Below are 18,778 nucleotides of genomic sequence, written 5' to 3'. Positions count from 1 at the left end.
AATATGATATGTGAACATTGTAAACAGCGCCATGCGAATGTAACGGTGACACAAGTCCAGCATGGTCAGCAAATGGAGCGCCAGTATTGTGAGGTATGTGCTGCACAATTTCACCCGTTTCAGTTTGAAGTATCAGAAGAGCCCGCCTCACTTCAGCAGCTCCTAACAAATTGGTTTAATTTTGTTCCGCTTACGAAAAAGGAAACGCCAACAAGTGCTTTGAGAACAAAGGCATGTCCAACGTGTGGCTTTACGTACCGCCAGTTTTTAAAGCAAGGTAAATTTGGTTGTGGCGATTGTTATCAGACATTTAGTGAGCAATTACCACAGCTTCTCGAAAAAATCCAAGCAGGTACAAAGCATGTAGGTTACGTTGAAGATGTGCCATCAAAAGAAAAAATTGAACAACAAATTCACGCACTTCGTACCGCTATTCAAGAAGCGGTTCAAGAAGAACGTTATGAAGATGCTGCACACTTGCGTGATGACATTCGAGCACTTGAAAGTAAAGTTAAAAAAGGAGAGGAACGCGCATGAACATCGAGCATTTTTTAACGCTTGCTAATCCAAGCTGGATGCAATCTGAAAGTGACTCGGATATTGTCATTAGTACGCGCATTCGACTCGCTCGAAATATTGCGAACGTTCGCTTTCCAATTAGCTTTACCGAGCAGGATGCCGAGCAAATAGATGAACAATTAATGAACGCATTATTAACCGTGGACAATGAAAATCCATATCATTTTTCGTATTTTTCAATTAAAGATATGCCACAATTACAGCGTCAAATTTTAGTGGAAAAGCATTTAATCAGTCCGAATTTAGCCCGCCGCAAAAAAATTGGTTCATTCTTTTTAACAGAAAATGAATCCATTAGCATATTAGTAAATGAAGAAGATCATATTCGCATTCAAAGCTTGGCACAAGGAATGGATTTACAGCGAGCATATGACCAAGCGAAGACCGTAGACCGCTACTTAAGTAAGTCTATTGATTTTGCTTATGAAGAGCGTTATGGCTATTTAACGAGCTGTCCTTCCAATGTTGGTACCGGTTTACGCGCATCGGTAATGCTGCATTTGCCAGCATTAACGTTAACAAAGCAAATGAATGCATTAATTCAAATGATCACACGATTAGGAATGGTTGTCCGGGGTATATATGGAGAAGGAAGTGACAATTTAGGAAATGTCTACCAAATTTCCAACCAGATTACGTTAGGGAAATCCGAAGAAGATATTTTGCAAGAGCTTGAAAAAGTGGTAGAGCAAATTATTCAAAAGGAACAGCTTGCTCGTAAAAACCTATTACTGCGAGCGCCGTCCGTGTTAGAGGACCGGCTCAGTCGTTCGTTAGGCACATTAAAATATGCCAAAATATTAACGAGCGAGGAAGCAGCAAGTTGTTTATCCAACGTCCGTCTTGGGGTAAGTTTAGGGTTACTTGAACCAATTTCACAACGCAAACTAAATGAATGTATGTTAATCATGCAGCCAGGGCTTATACAGCAATATGTCGGTACAACACTGCAAGCAACAGAACGCGATATGTACCGCGCGAAGCTGTTACAAGAAAAGTTACAAGAACAAGCAAGTAATGATGGGGAAAAAGGAGAGGGTTCATATGATGTTTAATCGATTCACACAGCGTGCTCAAAAAGTATTACAACTAGCGCAAGAAGAGGCAATTCGCCTTAAGCATAAAGAAATTGGCACAGAGCATATTTTACTTGGGTTAATTCGTGAAAGTGGCGGCATTGCAGCAAAAGCTTTAGAAGCGATTAATATTAGCCCGCAAATGATCGAATCAGGCATTGAAGAGCTTGTCGGTAAAGGCACAGAGGAAGTAGGTCCGATTGTACACTACACGCCACGTGCAAAAAAGGTAATCGAATTATCATTAGACGAGTCACGTAAATTAGGGCATGCCTATGTCGGAACAGAGCATATTTTATTAGCACTTATTCGTGAAGGTGAAGGGGTAGCCGCACGTGTATTAGCCAATACAGGTGTTAGCATTAATAAAGCGCGCCAGCAAGTTCTATTACTGCTTGGCAATAATGATACAAACGGTGCGAGTGGTTCAGCAGTAACACAAACAGTGAACACACCAACACTAGATAGCTTGGCACGTGACTTAACGGCAGTAGCACGTGAAGGCTCACTTGACCCAGTTATTGGCCGTTCAAAAGAAATTACACGTGTTGTGGAAGTATTATCACGCCGTACAAAAAATAACCCGGTATTAATTGGGGAGCCAGGTGTTGGTAAAACAGCAATCGCAGAAGGTTTAGCACAGCAAATCATCAACAACGAAGTCCCAGAAATCCTGCGCGACAAACGCGTTATGACGCTAGATATGGGGACGGTTGTTGCCGGTACAAAATACCGCGGTGAATTTGAAGACCGTTTGAAAAAAGTAATGGATGAAATTCGCCAAGCCGGCAATATCATTTTATTCATCGACGAGCTTCATACATTAATTGGCGCGGGTGGTGCAGAAGGTGCAATTGACGCATCGAACATTTTAAAACCATCATTAGCGCGCGGTGAATTACAATGTATTGGTGCGACAACATTAGATGAGTACCGTAAATATATCGAAAAAGATGCAGCATTAGAGCGTCGTTTCCAACCAATTCAAGTGGATGAACCATCAGTCGATGAAACAATCCAAATTATTAAAGGCTTACGTGACCGTTACGAAGCGCATCACCGTGTGAAAATTTCGGATGAAGCTGTTGTAGCGGCAGCAAAATTATCAGATCGCTATATTTCAGATCGCTTCTTACCTGACAAAGCGATTGATTTAATCGATGAAGCTGGTTCAAAAGTACGCTTACGCTCGTACACAGTACCACCAAATTTAAAAGAGCTAGAAGACCGCTTAGAGGGCATCAAATCTGAAAAGAATGGTGCAGTTTCAAGCCAAGAGTTTGAAAAAGCAGCAGCACTTCGCGACTCAGAGCAAAAAATTAAGCTAGAATTAGATCAGCTGAAAAAAGAGTGGAAAGAAAAGCAAGGAAAAGAAGAGTCAACAGTGTGTGTCGATGATATCGCACAAGTTGTCGCAATGTGGACAGGAATTCCTGTATCAAAAATTGCACAAGAAGAATCAGCGAAATTACTTCAGCTTGAAAAAGAACTACACAAACGTGTTGTAGGTCAAGGCGAAGCAGTCGAAGCCATTTCCCGTGCAATCCGTCGTGCGCGTGCAGGACTTAAGGATCCAAAACGTCCAATCGGTTCATTCATTTTCCTAGGGCCAACAGGTGTTGGTAAAACGGAGCTTGCGCGTGCATTAGCAGAGGTTATGTTTGGCGACGAGGATGCGATGATTCGTGTCGATATGTCCGAATATATGGAGAAACACTCAACGTCTCGTTTAGTTGGTTCACCTCCAGGCTATGTCGGCTTTGATGACGGCGGTCAGTTAACAGAAAAAGTGCGTCGTAAACCATATTCAGTTGTGTTACTAGACGAAATCGAAAAAGCACATCCGGACGTATTCAACATCTTATTACAAGTGTTAGAAGACGGGCGCTTAACCGATTCTAAAGGTCGAGTTGTGGATTTCCGTAATACGGTTGTCATCATGACATCAAATGTTGGGGCAGAGGCACTTAAATACCGTAAGCATGTTGGATTTGGTGCAGAGGACGCGGCATCAAAAGACAAAGATGCAAAAGGGACAATGCTAGAAGAGCTGAAAAAAGCATTCCGCCCAGAGTTCTTAAACCGTATCGATGAAATGATCGTGTTCCATTCACTGCAAAAAGATCACTTAAAAGAAATCGTGACATTAATGGTCAACTCATTAACAAACCGATTAAAAGAGCACGATATCGAATTAAAATTAACAGAAGCTGCGTTAGACAAAGTCGCAGAAGAAGGCTACGATCCACAATATGGTGCGCGTCCATTACGCCGAGCACTACAAAAACACGTGGAAGATCGTCTATCTGAAGAGCTGTTAAAAGGGACGTTAGACAAATCAAAAACAGTTGTTTTAGATTACGTGAACGACGAGTTTATCGTAACGACAGAAAAACCAATCTTAACAAAATAATGAACATGGACGAAGTAGGGATTATCCCCGCTTCGTCTTTTTGCTAGTTAAGAAAATTATAGATTATCGTATTGTGGGTAATTTTGCATAAAGTTTTCTCTACGTCTAGGCTAAAACGGGCCTTTATCGCTTTTGTTCTTTAGGTGTTAAAAAGAAATTTTGATGTGTTTAGTAGGTGTTCAATTTTGTTTCATGTACAATATAGGAACAAACATTCGAAGGAGCATATACAGATGGCAAAAAAGAAATCGAAATTTATGTGTAGTAGCTGTGGTTATGAGGCAGCCAAATGGATGGGGCGCTGTCCAGGCTGTGGGGAATGGAACACAATGAACGAAGAAGTAGAAGTCATTACAAAAGGGCCTCGTGGGGCGTTCCAACATTCAACCACTACGACAAAAGCAACGCCAATTATTCATGTGGAAGCACAAGAAGAAACACGCATCGTCACGCAAATGAACGAGTTTAACCGCGTACTTGGTGGCGGGATTGTTCCAGGCTCACTTATATTAATTGGGGGGGACCCGGGGATTGGGAAATCGACGTTACTTCTACAAGTGTCCGCGTTGTTATCAAACCAAGGTAAGCGCGTCCTGTATATTTCAGGTGAGGAATCTGTGCGTCAAACAAAGCTACGCGCGGAACGTTTAGGAGTTAAATCAGCAGAGCTCTATATTTATTCTGAAACGAACTTAGAGTTTTTACATCAAACGATTGAGGAAGTCCAACCTAAATTCGTCATTGTCGATTCGATTCAAACAGTGCATCATCCAGAAGTAACGAGTGCACCGGGAAGTGTTTCGCAAGTACGTGAATGTACAGCAGAACTGATGCGCATTGCGAAAACGAAAAATATTGCGATTTTCTTAGTTGGTCATGTAACAAAAGAAGGCCAAATTGCCGGACCACGTATTTTAGAGCATATGGTGGATACGGTGCTGTACTTTGAAGGGGAACGTCATCATAACCATCGCATTTTACGTAGCCAAAAAAACCGATTTGGTTCGACCAATGAAATCGCGATCTTTGAAATGCTGCAAGGTGGCTTAAAGGAAGTACTCAATCCGTCTGAGCTATTTTTACAGGAGCGTTCACAAGGGGCGCCTGGTTCAACGATTGTTGCTTCGATGGAAGGAACGCGCCCGATTTTAGTTGAAATCCAGTCGCTGGTTACACCGACGAGCTTTAACTATCCAAAGCGGATGGCAACAGGGGTTGACCAAAACCGCGTGCAGTTGTTAATGGCGGTGCTTGAAAAACGTATGGGCATGATGCTCCAAGCACAAGATGCGTATATAAAGGTGGCTGGTGGGGTAAAACTAGACGAACCTGCCATTGACCTAGCGGTATTAACAAGTATTGTTTCAAGCTTTAAAGACCAAGCAGTAAACCCAACCGATTGCTTTATTGGTGAGGTAGGTTTAACTGGTGAAGTACGACGTGTCTCACGTATTGAGCAGCGAGTACAAGAAGCCGCAAAACTAGGATTCCGTCGTGCAATTATTCCGACGTCAAACATTGGTGGTTGGGAATTTCCTGAAGGGATTCAAGTAGTAGGCGTCGAAACAATTAGTGATGCGTTACGTGCATCTTTTAAAGATTTATAACGTTTACTAATAAAAGCGCCAGTTAACCTGGATATAAATAAAAAAGGAAGTTCACTGTATGGGCGAACTTCCTTTCCTTGTATTTATTGATAAAAGCGATTAGTGTGCTTTTACGTCATTTGATTTTTTTTCGAATGCTTCTCGCGTGAAAATACCGAATGGACGTCCAATGGGTAAGAAGTTGAATCCGAAATGTTTGTTTAATACGTTTGCACCTGCACCATAAAGTGATAATAGGGCAATGATTAATTCAGAGTAAGCCGCTAATAAGTGCATGCCGTGCTCCATAATCCCGAATGAGCTTAATGCTAAGCCGATGAATAAGAAATCAATCATCACGAAGATGGAAAATAAAACTTTATTCGTTTCTGCTGCACCAATCGTCATAAAGATTGTAAAGATTAAGTACCCTAAGTACACAACACCTAGTTGACGTGTATCGACAGAAGCCTGTAACGCTTCACCGAATACACCCGCTTGTACGAACCAGCTCATACCAACACCCATCCAAAATAAGCCGTAAGCTCCGAATGCTGTTGTACCAAATGTATTATTATGCTTCGAGTCTAATACCGATGCGTAGAATTGCGCGATACCGCCTAAGAAGATCGCCCAAGGAATGACTAAACCTAAACCTTCTGTCCAACCAAGCTTTTGCGTAGAAGCGACAAAGGTAACAATTGCTAAACCAAATAAACCAATCGCTGAAGGATCAGCAGTAGAAATTTTTACTTCTTTTGTTGAGTTCAAAACGTATTCTCCTATCTTATGATATGATTTTTCTGTTATATGCGGATAATATACTAAAATAAGAATTTAAACTACAAGTTGATAGGAATTTGAAGGAACTCTGTCATTAACAGAAAGATATAACGCAAATTTAACAAAAAAATCGTTAGAAATATAACTATAAAATAGAAAAAAATTTAATAACCTAGCTTATTACGATGTAAGGTAGATAAAAATGTTATTTCCTGTTGTAGTACACATGTGAGTTCTGTTCTTCGCAACAATTGTGTGTTGGATGTATAATTATTATATGGAGGTGAATTGTATGTTGAAGAAAATAATTCAAGTAGCATTTTTATTTATCGGTGGAGCATTAGGTCTTTATTTATTACCGCCATTATACGAATTTATGAATTTATCATCTCATCCTTGGCTTAATAGTCCATATTTTAGTGTTGCGATTGGTGCTGCTTTATTATTCGTATTATCTTTCGCGTTATCCGATTACTTTGTAAAGTTGATTACGTGGTCAGAGGAAGTACTATTTAAATTACCCATTGCAGATCTTTTATTTGGGACATTTGGTTTAATCGTTGGCTTAAGTGTTGCAACGTTAGCTGGTGTTGCTATTAGCCAAATGAATATTCCAATCATTGCTGCGGTGGTTCCAGCTATTATGTCAATTGTGCTTGGTTATTTAGGTTTCCGTCTTGGTTTTACCAAACGTGAAGAGCTTCTGCAAATGTTTTCAGGCAAGGCTTCTAAAAAACGTGGTGAGGCAAACGGGAAAGATCCAGATACCCAAGATCATTATAAATTACTTGATACAAGTGTGATTATCGATGGCCGTATTGCAGACATTTCCGCGACTGGTTTTGTGGAGGGCGTTTTGGTTGTGCCACAATTTGTCTTAACAGAACTGCAGCATATTGCCGATTCGTCGGATACATTAAAACGTACACGTGGACGTCGTGGGTTAGATATTTTAAAACGTCTACAGGATGAGCGCGTGTCGACCGTTTTAATTACAGAAATTGACTTTGAAGATGTATCAGAGGTAGATTTAAAATTAGTGCGTCTGGCAAAAAAAATGGACGCCAAAATTTTAACGAATGATTTCAACTTAAATAAGGTATGTGAACTGCATCGTGTGGAAGTATTAAACATCAATGATTTAGCAAATGCCGTGAAGCCCGTTGTAATTCCAGGTGAGGAAATGCAAGTGGTCGTTATTAAAGATGGTAAGGAGCACAATCAGGGTGTGGCATATTTAGATGACGGCACGATGATTGTCGTTGAAGGTGGTCGGAGCTATATCGGTCAGGCGATTAAAGTAATCGTGACAAGTGTACTGCAAACGTCAGCTGGCCGCATGATCTTCGCGAAACCAAAAGAAGACTAGGAAGTGAAGCATTTTGCGTTATGAAGTCGTTTTGCCAGCAGCAGGTAGCGGAAAGCGTATGGGTGCTGGGCAAAATAAATTATTTTTAACATTAGTCGACAAGCCAATTTTAGTGCATACACTTTCTGTATTCGAACGTGATGAAAACTGCACAGGTATTTGGCTTGCGGTCAAAGATGAAGAACGTGAATTCATCGAGTCCTTGTTAGCCAACTATCACATTACAAAAGTAAAAGGCTTACCAACAGGCGGGGCTGAGCGTCAGCATTCGGTGTATTCATGTATTAAAGAGATGCAGGCAGTTGAAGTTGTCCTTGTCCATGATGCTGCGCGCCCATTTATTACAATCCCAACAATTGCACAGCTCGCAACAATTGCTTACGAAAAAGGTGCAGCGATTGCGGGTGTACGTGCGAAGGATACAATGAAAGTCGTAGAAAATGGGCTCATTAAAGAAACGGTGGACCGTGATTCATTGTGGATGATTCAAACACCCCAAGCGTTCCGTTTTGATTTACTAGCACAAGCAGAGGACGTTGCCGAAAAGGTTGGTTTTTTAGGTACGGATGAAGCGATGCTCGTTGAACGCTTAGGGCATGACATTCACATTGTGGAAAGCAGCTATGAAAACGTCAAAATGACGACACAAGAAGATTTACTATTTGGCGAAGCAATCATTAATCGTCGAAAACAAACACTATAAAGTTAAATACCTTGAAAATGTTGAAGTTTTTCAAGGTATTTTTGTGAGAAGTTGATTATACTAAGGATAATGAGATTACGAGAAAGAAGGTGAAGCTAGCTATTTTTTAGCTGGCATAGATGATGTTTCGAATTGGACAAGGTTTTGACGTTCACGAATTTGCAGAAGGACGTCCATTAATTTTAGGTGGCATTACAATTCCGCATGAGCGCGGATTACTAGGGCATTCGGATGCGGATGTACTCTTACATACCGTAACAGACGCAGCACTTGGCGCAATCGGTGAAGGCGATATCGGTCGTCATTTCCCAGACACAGACCCAGAGTGGAAAGATGCGGATTCAGCGAAATTACTCGCGTACATTTGGAAAATGGTTGAGGAGCGCGGCTATAAATTAGGCAACGTAGATTGCACAATTATGGCGCAACGTCCAAAAATGGCCCCTTACATTTCACAAATGCAAAATCGTATTGCAGAGTTATTACACGCGGATGCGTCACAAGTAAACGTAAAAGCGACAACGACAGAAAAGCTAGGCTTCGTTGGTCGTGAAGAAGGTATCGCAGCAATGGCGACGATTTTATTAATAAAAGCATAATTTCCATGGCGTGTGTCAAATTTCGGCACACGCTACTTTTATTTAAGGAATGCAAGTGGTAAAATGATTGGAGTTAAAAGGGTCGATAGTTCTGACGCTTAAATTTAGGAGGCAATATTATGACGAAACCAGTTCGCGTTCGTTATGCACCATCGCCAACAGGATTTTTACACATCGGTGGCGCACGTACAGCTTTATTCAACTATTTATATGCAAAACATCACGGCGGTACTTTCGTAGTACGTATTGAAGATACAGATATCGAGCGTAACGTAGAGGGCGGCGAAGCTTCGCAACTTGATAACTTACGTTGGTTAGGTATTACACCAGATGAGTCAATTGACATCGGTGGTCCATACGCACCTTACCGTCAAATGGAACGTTTAGACATTTATAAAGAGCATGCTGAAACATTATTAGCAGAAGGCAAAGCATACAAATGTTTCTGTTCTTCAGAAGAATTAGAAGCATCTCGTGAAGCACAAAAAGCAAATGGCGTTGCCGCACCAACTTATGATGGCAAATGTCGTCACTTAACAGCAGAAGAAGTAGCAGAAAAAGAAGCTGCAGGTATGCAATACACAATTCGTATGCGTGTTCCTGAAGGTGTAACGTATAAATTCACTGACTTAGTTCGTGGAGATGTATCATTCGAATCGAAAGACATCGGTGACTGGGTATTAGTAAAAGCAAACGGCATTCCAACTTACAACTATGCGGTTGTGTTAGATGATCACTTCATGGAAATTACACATGTATTCCGCGGTGAAGAGCATTTATCAAATACACCAAAACAAATGATGATTTTCGATGCATTTGGTTGGGAATACCCAAGCTTCGGGCACATGACGTTAATCGTTAACGAAGAACGTAAAAAATTATCAAAACGTGATGAGTCAATTATCCAATTCATTACGCAATATAAAGATCTTGGTTACTTACCAGAAGCAATGTTCAACTTCTTCGGGTTACTTGGCTGGTCTCCAGAAGGTGAAGAAGAAATCTTCTCACACGATGAGTTCATCAAATTATTCGATGAAAAGCGTTTATCAAAATCACCATCAATGTTTGATAAAACGAAGCTTACTTGGATGAATAACCAATATATCAAAAAATTATCTCTTGAAGAGGTAGTCGCATTAGCATTACCACACCTACAAAAAGCGGGTGTAGTGGCAGAGGAATTATCTGAAGAACAATTCGCTTGGGTATCTGACGTAATTGCGCTTTACCATGAGCAAATGAGCTTCGGTGCAGAAATCGTTGAGTTAACAAGCCTATTCTTCACAGAAGAAATTTCATATGATGAAGAAGCAACGGAAGTATTAGCTGGCGAAACGGTACCTCAAGTAATGGCTGCCTTTAAAGTGCAATTAGAATCATTAGAGTCATTTGACGCAGATTCAATTAAAGCAGCGATTAAAGTCGTTCAAAAAGAAACGGGCGTTAAAGGGAAAAACCTATTCATGCCAATCCGTGTCGTAACTACGGGTCAAACACATGGTCCAGAATTACCGAATTCAATTAGCTTAATTGGTAAAGAAAAAGTACTTGCTCGCGTAGAAAAATTCGCGAACTAAGAAACCGATTGATTGATTTTTCAGAAAATAATTGTACAATAAATGTACAATTTGTTATAACGTGAACGCGTAGAGAAGGAGAAGTACGCACGCGCATACCTTCAAGAGAGGATCATCACCGGCTGAAAGTGATCTAGGTCAAGGCGAAGCAGAAATGCACCTTTGAGTATTTAATTGAACTATTAGTAGGTTAAATCGCCTTGTCCCCGTTATCGGACACTTAAGCGGAAGAGTGTTATTTCTTCAACCAGAGTGGAACCGCGCATTACTGCGTCTCTGTCACCTTATTTAGGTGACAGGGGCGTTTTATTTTTTGTTAAAAATTCCATTTTTTAAAAGGAGCATGTATTATGAGCATTCAATTATTCAACTCATTAACACGTCAAAAAGAGCCATTCGTTCCATTAGAAGAAGGCAAAGTAAAAATGTATGTATGTGGACCGACTGTTTATAACTACATTCATATCGGGAATTCACGTCCGGTCATCGTGTATGATACAGTGCGTCGCTACTTACAATACGCAGGCTATGAAGTGAAGTTCGTTTCTAACTTTACAGATGTAGATGATAAAATTATTAAAGCAGCAAATGAGCTTGGTGAAGAGACATCCGAGTTAACAGAGCGCTTCATTGCTGCATATTTTGAAGATATTACAGCGTTAGGTTGCAAAAAGGCCGATGCACACCCACGTGTAACAGAGCATATGGATGACATTATTTCATTCATCAAAGTGCTAATTGACAAAGGTTACGCATATGAATCTCAAGGCGATGTTTACTACCGCACACGAAAATTCAACGGCTACGGAAAGTTAAGTCACCAATCAATTGATGATTTAAAAGTAGGGGCACGTATTGAAACAGGCGAGAAAAAAGAAGACCCGCTAGATTTCGCCTTATGGAAAGCAGCAAAACCAGGCGAAGTAAAATGGGAATCACCTTGGGGAGAAGGGCGTCCAGGCTGGCATATTGAGTGTTCAGTAATGGCGCGTGAGCACTTAGGAGATACAATTGATATTCACGCAGGTGGGCAAGATTTAACGTTCCCTCACCATGAAAATGAAATTGCCCAATCAGAAGCGCATAACGATAAAACATTTGCGCGTTACTGGATGCATAACGGGTATATTAACATTGATAACGAAAAAATGTCGAAGTCTCTAGGAAACTTTATCTTAGTGCATGACATTCGCCAGCAAATCGATCCGCAAGTATTACGTTTCTTTATGCTTTCGGTACATTACCGTCACCCAATTAACTTCGCGCAAGATTTAGTGGAAGCGGCGAAAAATGGTTTAGATCGTATTCGTACGTCTTACGCCAATGTCGAGCACCGCCTAACTTCATCAGTAAGCTTAGCGGATGCAAGTGAAGAATGGCTAGCAAAAGTAAACCAAATCAAAGTAGATTTCGAGGAAGCCATGAACGATGATTTTAATACAGCCAATGCGATTTCTGTATTATTCGAACTATCTCGTATCGCCAACGTCTACTTAAAAGAGGCGAACACAGACAAAGAAGTGCTACAAGCGATTCTTAACATGTTTGATGCAATTGGTGACGTATTAGGAATTCATGCAAAAGTGGAAGCGGGCTTATTAGACGAAGAGATCGAAGCATTAATCGAAGAGCGTATTGCGGCACGTAAAAATCGTGACTTTGCACGTTCAGACGAAATTCGTGATCAGCTACTAAGTATGGATATCGTATTAGAAGATACTCGTCAAGGAACACGCTGGAAACGAGGTCAATAATGCAATCATCACATGAAGTAAGACAATTAAATGCACTGGCGCTTGCCTATATGGGCGACGCCGTGCTGGAACAACGTATTCGTGAACATTTAATTTTAGCGGGTCGTGCAAAGCCACATACATTGCACAAAGAAGCAACGAAGTATGTATCAGCGAAAGCACAGTCAAACATTGCGCACCGCATGATTGATGAAAACTTTTTAACAGAAGAAGAGCAGGCGGTATTTCGCCGAGGACGCAACGCGAAATCCGGCTCTGTTCCTAAAAATACAGATGTACGCACATACCGTAATAGCTCAGGCTTTGAAGCGGTACTAGGCTATTTATTTTTAAGTAAAGAATTAGACCGAGCAAATGAAATTATCGACTATGCAATTGTTATTGTAGAACAGTCAAAAGGAGTGTAATTATGGCGGAGAGAAGACAACGAGATCGTGACAATAAAGCGCCACGTGATTTCAAAGGACGCGACAAAAAGCCAGCCTTTAAAGCACAGGAGAAAAAACAACAGGACAAGCCACAACCACCGGTACAAGCAGCAACTCCAGAAGAAGTAAGTGGAGAAATGATTGCAGGTAAAAATCCAGTACTTGAAGCGTTACGTGCAGGTCGTGAAATTAATAAAGTATGGGTAGCTGAAGGCGTTAAGAAAACAGGGATTCAAGAACTAATTGATTTAGCGAAAGAACAAGGGGTACTTGTACAATTCGTTCCAAAGCAAAAGGTTGATAAATTAGCAGAAAACCATCAAGGGATTGTGGCTTCTGTTGCAGCGTATGATTATGCAGAGTTAGACGATTTATTCGCAGTGGCGAAGGCAAAAAATGAAGATCCATGTTTCCTTATTTTAGATGAATTAGAAGACCCGCATAACTTAGGTTCAATTATGCGTACAGCGGATGCCATTGGTGTGCACGGGATTATTATTCCGAAGCGTCGCGCAGTAGGTTTAACAGCGGTCGTTGCAAAAGCGTCAACAGGTGCTATTGAGCATGTGCCAGTTGTACGTGTGACTAATTTGGCACAAACCGTGGATGAGCTAAAAGACCGTGGTGTATGGATTGCCGGTACGGATGCAAAAGGTTCACAAGATTATCGCAAAATGGATGCTACATTGCCACTTGCATTAATTATTGGTAGTGAAGGTAAAGGAATGAGCCGTCTCTTAAAAGATAAATGTGATTTCTTATATCACCTACCAATGGTTGGCCATGTAACGTCATTGAATGCTTCCGTAGCGGCAGCACTGCTAATGTACGAAGTGTACCGCAAACGTCAAGAAGCAAACGGATGATATGCAAACGATTTTGCTAGTAGACGGCTATAATATGATCGGTGCTTGGCGTGAGCTGCGTCCTTTACGTGAGCCACATTTTGAAGATGCACGAGACCGATTGATTGAGCGAATGGCCGAATATAAAGCACATACAGGGTGGCGCGTCATTGTTGTTTTTGACGCGCATCTTGTTCCAGGTACCGAGCAACTTTATATTCAGCATGCTATAGAAGTAATTTATACACGTAAAAACGAAACAGCGGATGAACGCATTGAAAAATTATCAAATGAATTAAAGGGCCGCAAAGTCCAAATTCATGTTGCAACGAGTGATATGACAGAGCAAAACGTGGTCTTTGGTCACGGAGCACTCAGAAAATCAGCACGTGAGCTTGAAATTGAGATGCAAATTATTCAGTCAAAAATTTCATCGAAAGTAAAGGAAACACGCGATGAAAAGCCTGCTTCACGAATTAAATTATCAAAAGATGTGGAATTACAATTTGAAAAATGGCGAAGAGGGCTCAAGTAATAGTTTGCCCACTTTTTCCAATTAAGTTATACTGTTCCTAATTGATTCTGGCGTAGCTTGAGGTGATTTTCGTTGCTTAAAAGTGAGAAGTTACAAATGGTACGGCAATTTGATCATTTAACAGATGAACAACTTGTAGAGCAAGTGCATCTAGGAAACACAGATGCATTAGATTTTTTGATTTCGAAATATCGACTTTTTGTGAAAGCAAAAGCGCGTTCCTATTTTCTAGTAGGGGCGGATAGAGAAGATATTATTCAAGAAGGCATGATTGGTTTATACAAAGCAATTCGTGATTTTAAAGAAGACAAGCTTGCTTCATTCCGTGCATTTGCGGAACTATGCATTACAAGGCAAATCATTACGGCAATCAAAACCGCGACACGTCAAAAGCACATTCCGTTAAACTCCTATGTATCGCTCGATAAACCGATTTACGATGAAGAATCAGAGCGTACGCTAATGGATATTATAACGAGCCCGGTGATAGATGATCCGGAATACTTGATGATCAATCGCGAAGACTATGATTATTTAGAACAAAAGATGGCTGAAGTATTAAGTGAATTAGAACAGCAAGTATTGATTCGTTATTTAGAAGGTCAATCGTATAATGAAATTTCTGAAGAATTAAATCGTCACGTCAAATCAATTGATAATGCACTACAGCGTGTGAAGCGGAAATTAGAGCGTCATTTAGAGCTAAAAGAAATGACTTGAAGCACGGGAGCCTTTGTTGACAGTGACAAAATTAGGTGTTAGTCTTGAAAAGACAAAATGCCGAAAAGGTGATAAAATATGGCAAAAAAAGTCGTTTTAAGTTGTGATAAATGCGGTTCTAGAAACTATAGTATTCCGAAAAAAGAGGGTACTACAGAGCGTTTAGAGCTTAAAAAGTTTTGCTCGCATTGCAATGAACATACAATGCATAAACAAACGTTATAAACGAAATATAGATTAATTTGTTGTTCGGAGGTTAGGCAAAGATGAGTAAAGTATCAAACTTTTTACAAGAAGTCGGCTCTGAAATGCGTAAAACAAGCTGGCCAAAAAGCAAAGAGTTAACAAAGTATACGGTAGTTGTTATTTCAACAGTAATCGTAATGGCGTTATTCTTTACAGTAATAGACTTAGGAATCTCAGAATTATTCCGTTGGTTCTTGTCTCTATAAGCTACGTCATGTTAATATTGCGAAAGAGCCCGTGCATTTCAAATAACGGGTTTTTTCATTTGTTTTAAAACAAGTCAGTCTTGTTAGAAGAAATAGATTGTTTAGTTTGTGAATAGGGGAAGCCTTAACACATTTAATGTAAAGGAGGGACGGACGATTTAGTCCTACCTAATATGGAGAAAAATTGGTATGTAGTGCATACTTACTCTGGTTATGAAAACCGAGTGAAGGCAAATCTTGAAAAACGTGTTGAAACGATGGGGATGCAAGATAAAATTTTCCGTGTCATCGTGGCAGAACATGAAGAAATTGATGTAAAAGAAGATGGTAAGAAAAAAGCAGTAATGCGTAAAATCTTCCCTGGTTATGTATTAGTAGAACTAATCATGACAGACGATGCATGGTATGTTGTACGTAACACACCAGGCGTTACTGGTTTCATCGGTTCTTCAGGCGGCGGGGTAAAACCAACTCCACTTTTACCAGAAGAAGCTGAACGTTTATTAGCTCAAATGGGCATGAACGAACAACACGTAGGTGAAGTTGATATTACTGTAGGTGAGGTTGTTGAAGTTCTTGAAGGACCATTCGCTCACTTCCAAGGTCGCGTAGAAGAAGTAGATATCGAAAAAGCGAAATTAAAAGTTTTAGTTGATATGTTCGGCCGCCAAACAGTGATGGAGCTAGACTTTAACCAAGTTCAAAAAATATAGAATTATTTATACTTGATTAAGCTTTTTAAAAGTGTTATCATTTCAAAGGTCAGACTGTCATGTAATTGACGTGTGATATAAAATTAGTTTTAATGTTATCGGCAAGTTAGCTGACGAACAGATATTGAGTGGGAGGGGTAACCCTATTACCACATCACGGACTTAAGGAGGTGTGTCTCGTGGCTAAAAAAGTTATTAAAGTTGTAAAACTTCAAATCCCTGCTGGTAAAGCAAACCCAGCGCCACCGGTTGGTCCTGCATTAGGTCAAGCAGGTGTTAACATTATGGGATTCTGTAAAGAATTCAACGCTCGTACTGCTGATCAAGCTGGTTTAATCATTCCAGTTGAAATTTCAGTATTCGAAGATCGTTCATTTACTTTCATTACTAAAACTCCACCTGCAGCAGTATTACTTAAAGTAGCAGCTGGTATCCAATCTGGATCTGGTGAACCAAACCGTAAGAAAGTTGCAACGGTTAAACGTGATAAAGTTCGCGAAATCGCTGAACAAAAAATGCCAGACCTTAACGCTGCTTCAGTTGAAGCTGCAATGTTAATGGTTGAAGGTACTGCACGAAGCATGGGTATCGTTATCGAAGACTAATCCCATCTTCAAACTTGATGATGTTTTTGTTTTTGGAAGGTTGCTGCACTCGGATATTCATTTAGATGAGTGCGCAACCTTTATTCGTGGGAGGTCAAATCCGTTACAACCACAATCAAGGAGGAAATTTACAATGGCTAAAAAAGGTAAAAAACTGCAAGACGCAGTTAAATTAATCGATCGCGCAACTTTCTACTCTGTAGAAGAAGCAGTAGCTTTAGCGCAAAAAACATCTACAGTTAACTTCGATGCAACTGTAGAAGTAGCATTCAAATTAGGTATCGACACTCGTAAGAATGACCAACAAATCCGTGGTGCGGTAGTATTACCACACGGTACTGGTAAAACTCAAAAAGTATTAGTATTCGCTAAAGGTGAGAAAGCTAAAGAAGCACAAGCTGCTGGTGCTGACTACGTAGGCGATTCAGATATGGTTAACAAAATCCAACAAGGTTGGTTCGATTTTGATGTAATCGTAGCAACTCCTGACATGATGGGTGAAGTTGGTAAATTAGGTCGCGTATTAGGACCAAAAGGTTTAATGCCAAACCCTAAAACTGGTACAGTTACTTTCGACGTAACTAAAGCTATCGAAGAAATCAAAGCTGGTAAAGTAGAATACCGCGCTGAAAAAGCTGGTATCATCCACGCTCCAATCGGTAAAGTTTCTTTCGATACTCAAAAATTAGTAGAAAACTTCTTAGCTGTATTTGAAGTAATTCAAAAAGCTAAACCAGCTGCATCAAAAGGTACTTACATGAAGTCTGTAAACATTACAACTACAATGGGTCCTGCTGTAAAAGTTGACGCTGCTAACGTAACAATCAAATAATTAAAAGGTTTTTTAATCTTTTAAATTAAATTAATTGACAACACATCGCTTACTTGGTAAGATGGATGCTGTTGTGAATCATCCATTTGTACCGTAGACAGTAGGAGTGACTTGTCACTTAATGAGCCTACCGAGGACATCGGAGTTCGGATTCTTTTTAAGATGATGTACTTTCAGCCTCTATGTCTAATTATGATGTAGAGGCTTTTCTTTGTCGGTATAAATGACTCATTCTAATAGGAGGTGTCATCATGAGCAAAGCAATCGAATCTAAAAAAGTTCAAGTTGAAGAAATCGCTGACAAATTCAAAGCTGCTGCTTCTATCGTAGTAGTAGATTACCGTGGTTTAACTGTAGGCCAAGTAACAGAATTACGTAAGCAATTACGTGAAGCTGGTGTTGAGTTCAAAGTATACAAAAATACTTTAACTCGTCGTGCTGCAGAAGCTGCTGGTTTAGAAGGAATCAATGAATTCTTAACTGGTCCAAATGCTATCGCATTCTCTAACGAGGACGTAGTAGCTCCAGCTAAAATCGTTAACGAATTCGCTAAGAAAAACGAAGCGTTAGAAATTAAAGCTGGTATCATCGAAGGTACTATCGCATCTGTTGAAGACGTTAAAGCTCTTGCAGAACTTCCATCTCGCGAAGGTCTATTATCAATGCTTTTATCTGTACTTCAAGCTCCAGTGCGCAACTTCGCACTTGCAACAAAAGCTGTTGCAGAACAAAAAGAAGAGCAAGGCGCTTAATCGCAACTTCACTTCAAAAATCGGCTTAACAGCCTAAAAAACCAATAAAACATCCAATAGGAGGAAATTAAAATGAACAAAGAGCAAATCTTAGAAGCTATCAAAGCTATGACAGTTCTAGAATTAAACGATTTAGTAAAAGCTATCGAAGAAGAATTCGGTGTAACAGCTGCTGCTCCAGTAGCAGTAGTTGCTGGCGGTGCTGCTGCAGCTGAAGAAAAAACTGAATTTGACGTAGTATTAACTGCTGCTGGTCAAGAAAAAATTAAAGTAATCAAAGTGGTTCGTGAAATCACTGGATTAGGTTTAAAAGAAGCTAAAGAGGTTGTTGACAACGCTCCTAAAGCTCTTAAAGAAGGCGTTTCTAAAGATGACGCTGAAGCTATTAAAGCTAAACTTGAAGAAGTTGGCGCTTCAGTAGAAGTTAAATAATTTAATTACTAAGTCTTGTACT

The 18,778-nt window shown here is 40.2% G+C and carries 21 protein-coding genes and 2 other annotated features; of the genes, 20 read left to right on the top strand and 1 reads right to left on the bottom strand.

The window, feature by feature from the left end:
- Positions 1-3 precede the first annotated feature (3 nt).
- The 4 genes from NSQ62_RS20605 to radA all read left to right on the top strand — a co-directional run bounded on the left by NSQ62_RS20605 (position 4) and on the right by radA (position 5,675).
- Positions 4-537 carry a UvrB/UvrC motif-containing protein gene (locus NSQ62_RS20605; RefSeq protein WP_341321876.1) on the top strand — a complete coding sequence of 178 codons (534 nt, stop codon included), beginning with the start codon at positions 4-6 and terminating at the stop codon, positions 535-537.
- On the top strand, positions 534-1,634 hold the full coding sequence (locus tag NSQ62_RS20600; protein ID WP_341321875.1) for a protein arginine kinase: 1,101 nt from the start codon (positions 534-536) through the stop codon (positions 1,632-1,634). Before NSQ62_RS20605 ends, NSQ62_RS20600 begins: the two co-directional genes overlap by 4 nt.
- Positions 1,624-4,068, top strand: a complete 2,445-nt coding sequence (locus NSQ62_RS20595; RefSeq protein WP_341321874.1) for an ATP-dependent Clp protease ATP-binding subunit — start codon at positions 1,624-1,626, stop codon at positions 4,066-4,068. Before NSQ62_RS20600 ends, NSQ62_RS20595 begins: the two co-directional genes overlap by 11 nt.
- 233 nt (positions 4,069-4,301) lie before the next feature.
- Entirely contained in the window at positions 4,302-5,675 is a 1,374-nt protein-coding gene (radA, locus tag NSQ62_RS20590) for a DNA repair protein RadA (RefSeq protein ID WP_341321873.1), read from the top strand.
- Between the two features lie 99 nt (positions 5,676-5,774).
- On the opposite strand, the gene NSQ62_RS20585 is transcribed toward radA, so the two are convergent.
- Complete coding sequence (locus NSQ62_RS20585) at positions 5,775-6,425, bottom strand: acetate uptake transporter (RefSeq protein ID WP_341321872.1); 651 nt, start codon at positions 6,423-6,425, stop codon at positions 5,775-5,777.
- A 304-nt stretch (positions 6,426-6,729) separates the two neighbouring features.
- On the opposite strand from NSQ62_RS20585, the gene NSQ62_RS20580 reads away from it, so the two are divergent.
- The 16 genes from NSQ62_RS20580 (at position 6,730) to rplL (ending at position 18,756) form a co-directional block, all read left to right on the top strand.
- Positions 6,730-7,806: a PIN/TRAM domain-containing protein gene (locus tag NSQ62_RS20580; protein ID WP_341321871.1), complete on the top strand. Its 1,077-nt coding sequence runs from the start codon at positions 6,730-6,732 to the stop codon at positions 7,804-7,806.
- 13 nt (positions 7,807-7,819) lie between these two features.
- Positions 7,820-8,509 carry a 2-C-methyl-D-erythritol 4-phosphate cytidylyltransferase gene (gene ispD / locus NSQ62_RS20575; RefSeq protein ID WP_341321870.1) on the top strand — a complete coding sequence of 230 codons (690 nt, stop codon included), beginning with the start codon at positions 7,820-7,822 and terminating at the stop codon, positions 8,507-8,509.
- A 122-nt stretch (positions 8,510-8,631) separates the two neighbouring features.
- Positions 8,632-9,108, top strand: coding sequence for a 2-C-methyl-D-erythritol 2,4-cyclodiphosphate synthase (ispF, locus tag NSQ62_RS20570; RefSeq protein ID WP_341323990.1), 477 nt, complete (start codon positions 8,632-8,634; stop codon positions 9,106-9,108).
- Positions 9,109-9,227: 119 nt separating this feature from the next.
- Positions 9,228-10,688: a glutamate--tRNA ligase gene (gene gltX / locus NSQ62_RS20565; RefSeq protein ID WP_341321869.1), complete on the top strand. Its 1,461-nt coding sequence runs from the start codon at positions 9,228-9,230 to the stop codon at positions 10,686-10,688.
- Between the two features lie 61 nt (positions 10,689-10,749).
- Positions 10,750-10,969: a binding site (T-box leader), on the top strand.
- Between the two features lie 69 nt (positions 10,970-11,038).
- On the top strand, positions 11,039-12,442 hold the full coding sequence (gene cysS, locus NSQ62_RS20560) for a cysteine--tRNA ligase (protein ID WP_341321868.1): 1,404 nt from the start codon (positions 11,039-11,041) through the stop codon (positions 12,440-12,442).
- A complete protein-coding gene (locus NSQ62_RS20555; protein WP_341321867.1) occupies positions 12,442-12,849 on the top strand; it encodes a Mini-ribonuclease 3 in 408 nt (135 codons plus the stop codon). Before cysS ends, NSQ62_RS20555 begins: the two co-directional genes overlap by 1 nt.
- A 158-nt stretch (positions 12,850-13,007) precedes the next feature.
- Complete coding sequence (rlmB, locus tag NSQ62_RS20550; protein WP_341323989.1) at positions 13,008-13,736, top strand: 23S rRNA (guanosine(2251)-2'-O)-methyltransferase RlmB; 729 nt, start codon at positions 13,008-13,010, stop codon at positions 13,734-13,736.
- 1 nt (position 13,737) lies between these two features.
- Entirely contained in the window at positions 13,738-14,250 is a 513-nt protein-coding gene (locus NSQ62_RS20545; protein ID WP_341321866.1) for an NYN domain-containing protein, read from the top strand.
- A 72-nt stretch (positions 14,251-14,322) separates the two neighbouring features.
- The gene (gene sigH, locus NSQ62_RS20540) at positions 14,323-14,970 is read left to right on the top strand and encodes an RNA polymerase sporulation sigma factor SigH (protein WP_341321865.1); all 648 of its coding nucleotides are present in this window, start codon (positions 14,323-14,325) and stop codon (positions 14,968-14,970) included.
- Positions 14,971-15,048: 78 nt separating this feature from the next.
- Entirely contained in the window at positions 15,049-15,195 is a 147-nt protein-coding gene (rpmG, locus tag NSQ62_RS20535) for a 50S ribosomal protein L33 (protein ID WP_341321864.1), read from the top strand.
- Positions 15,196-15,236: 41 nt separating this feature from the next.
- On the top strand, positions 15,237-15,422 hold the full coding sequence (gene secE / locus NSQ62_RS20530; protein WP_341321863.1) for a preprotein translocase subunit SecE: 186 nt from the start codon (positions 15,237-15,239) through the stop codon (positions 15,420-15,422).
- Between the two features lie 173 nt (positions 15,423-15,595).
- Positions 15,596-16,135, top strand: a complete 540-nt coding sequence (nusG, locus tag NSQ62_RS20525; RefSeq protein ID WP_341321862.1) for a transcription termination/antitermination protein NusG — start codon at positions 15,596-15,598, stop codon at positions 16,133-16,135.
- A 179-nt stretch (positions 16,136-16,314) separates the two neighbouring features.
- On the top strand, positions 16,315-16,740 hold the full coding sequence (rplK, locus tag NSQ62_RS20520) for a 50S ribosomal protein L11 (RefSeq protein ID WP_042478596.1): 426 nt from the start codon (positions 16,315-16,317) through the stop codon (positions 16,738-16,740).
- 133 nt (positions 16,741-16,873) lie between these two features.
- Positions 16,874-17,572, top strand: coding sequence for a 50S ribosomal protein L1 (gene rplA, locus NSQ62_RS20515; RefSeq protein WP_341321861.1), 699 nt, complete (start codon positions 16,874-16,876; stop codon positions 17,570-17,572).
- 73 nt (positions 17,573-17,645) lie between these two features.
- Positions 17,646-17,791 (top strand) — a sequence feature (ribosomal protein L10 leader region).
- 32 nt (positions 17,792-17,823) lie between these two features.
- On the top strand, positions 17,824-18,324 hold the full coding sequence (gene rplJ, locus NSQ62_RS20510; protein WP_341321860.1) for a 50S ribosomal protein L10: 501 nt from the start codon (positions 17,824-17,826) through the stop codon (positions 18,322-18,324).
- Positions 18,325-18,396: 72 nt separating this feature from the next.
- Entirely contained in the window at positions 18,397-18,756 is a 360-nt protein-coding gene (gene rplL / locus NSQ62_RS20505; RefSeq protein ID WP_341321859.1) for a 50S ribosomal protein L7/L12, read from the top strand.
- The last annotated feature ends 22 nt before the right edge of the window (positions 18,757-18,778 follow it).

Source organism: Solibacillus sp. FSL H8-0523 (genome assembly GCF_038051985.1).
Classification (GTDB): Bacteria; Bacillota; Bacilli; order Bacillales_A; family Planococcaceae; genus Solibacillus.
Note: the sequence above shows the minus strand (reverse complement) of the source record. Positions and strands in the feature narration are given on the sequence as shown.

Excerpts from the sequence above, each read along its gene's own strand:
- NSQ62_RS20605 (WP_341321876.1), top strand. The coding sequence starts at position 4 with ATGATATGTGAACATTGTAAACAGCGCCATGCGAATGTAACGGTGACA.
- NSQ62_RS20600 (WP_341321875.1), top strand. The coding sequence starts at position 534 with ATGAACATCGAGCATTTTTTAACGCTTGCTAATCCAAGCTGGATGCAA.
- NSQ62_RS20595 (WP_341321874.1), top strand. The coding sequence starts at position 1,624 with ATGATGTTTAATCGATTCACACAGCGTGCTCAAAAAGTATTACAACTA.
- radA (WP_341321873.1), top strand. The coding sequence starts at position 4,302 with ATGGCAAAAAAGAAATCGAAATTTATGTGTAGTAGCTGTGGTTATGAG.
- NSQ62_RS20580 (WP_341321871.1), top strand. The coding sequence starts at position 6,730 with ATGTTGAAGAAAATAATTCAAGTAGCATTTTTATTTATCGGTGGAGCA.
- ispF (WP_341323990.1), top strand. The coding sequence starts at position 8,632 with ATGTTTCGAATTGGACAAGGTTTTGACGTTCACGAATTTGCAGAAGGA.
- gltX (WP_341321869.1), top strand. The coding sequence starts at position 9,228 with ATGACGAAACCAGTTCGCGTTCGTTATGCACCATCGCCAACAGGATTT.
- cysS (WP_341321868.1), top strand. The coding sequence starts at position 11,039 with ATGAGCATTCAATTATTCAACTCATTAACACGTCAAAAAGAGCCATTC.
- NSQ62_RS20555 (WP_341321867.1), top strand. The coding sequence starts at position 12,442 with ATGCAATCATCACATGAAGTAAGACAATTAAATGCACTGGCGCTTGCC.
- rlmB (WP_341323989.1), top strand. The coding sequence starts at position 13,008 with ATGATTGCAGGTAAAAATCCAGTACTTGAAGCGTTACGTGCAGGTCGT.
- NSQ62_RS20545 (WP_341321866.1), top strand. The coding sequence starts at position 13,738 with ATGCAAACGATTTTGCTAGTAGACGGCTATAATATGATCGGTGCTTGG.
- rpmG (WP_341321864.1), top strand. The coding sequence starts at position 15,049 with ATGGCAAAAAAAGTCGTTTTAAGTTGTGATAAATGCGGTTCTAGAAAC.
- secE (WP_341321863.1), top strand. The coding sequence starts at position 15,237 with ATGAGTAAAGTATCAAACTTTTTACAAGAAGTCGGCTCTGAAATGCGT.
- nusG (WP_341321862.1), top strand. The coding sequence starts at position 15,596 with ATGGAGAAAAATTGGTATGTAGTGCATACTTACTCTGGTTATGAAAAC.
- rplA (WP_341321861.1), top strand. The coding sequence starts at position 16,874 with ATGGCTAAAAAAGGTAAAAAACTGCAAGACGCAGTTAAATTAATCGAT.
- rplJ (WP_341321860.1), top strand. The coding sequence starts at position 17,824 with ATGAGCAAAGCAATCGAATCTAAAAAAGTTCAAGTTGAAGAAATCGCT.
- rplL (WP_341321859.1), top strand. The coding sequence starts at position 18,397 with ATGAACAAAGAGCAAATCTTAGAAGCTATCAAAGCTATGACAGTTCTA.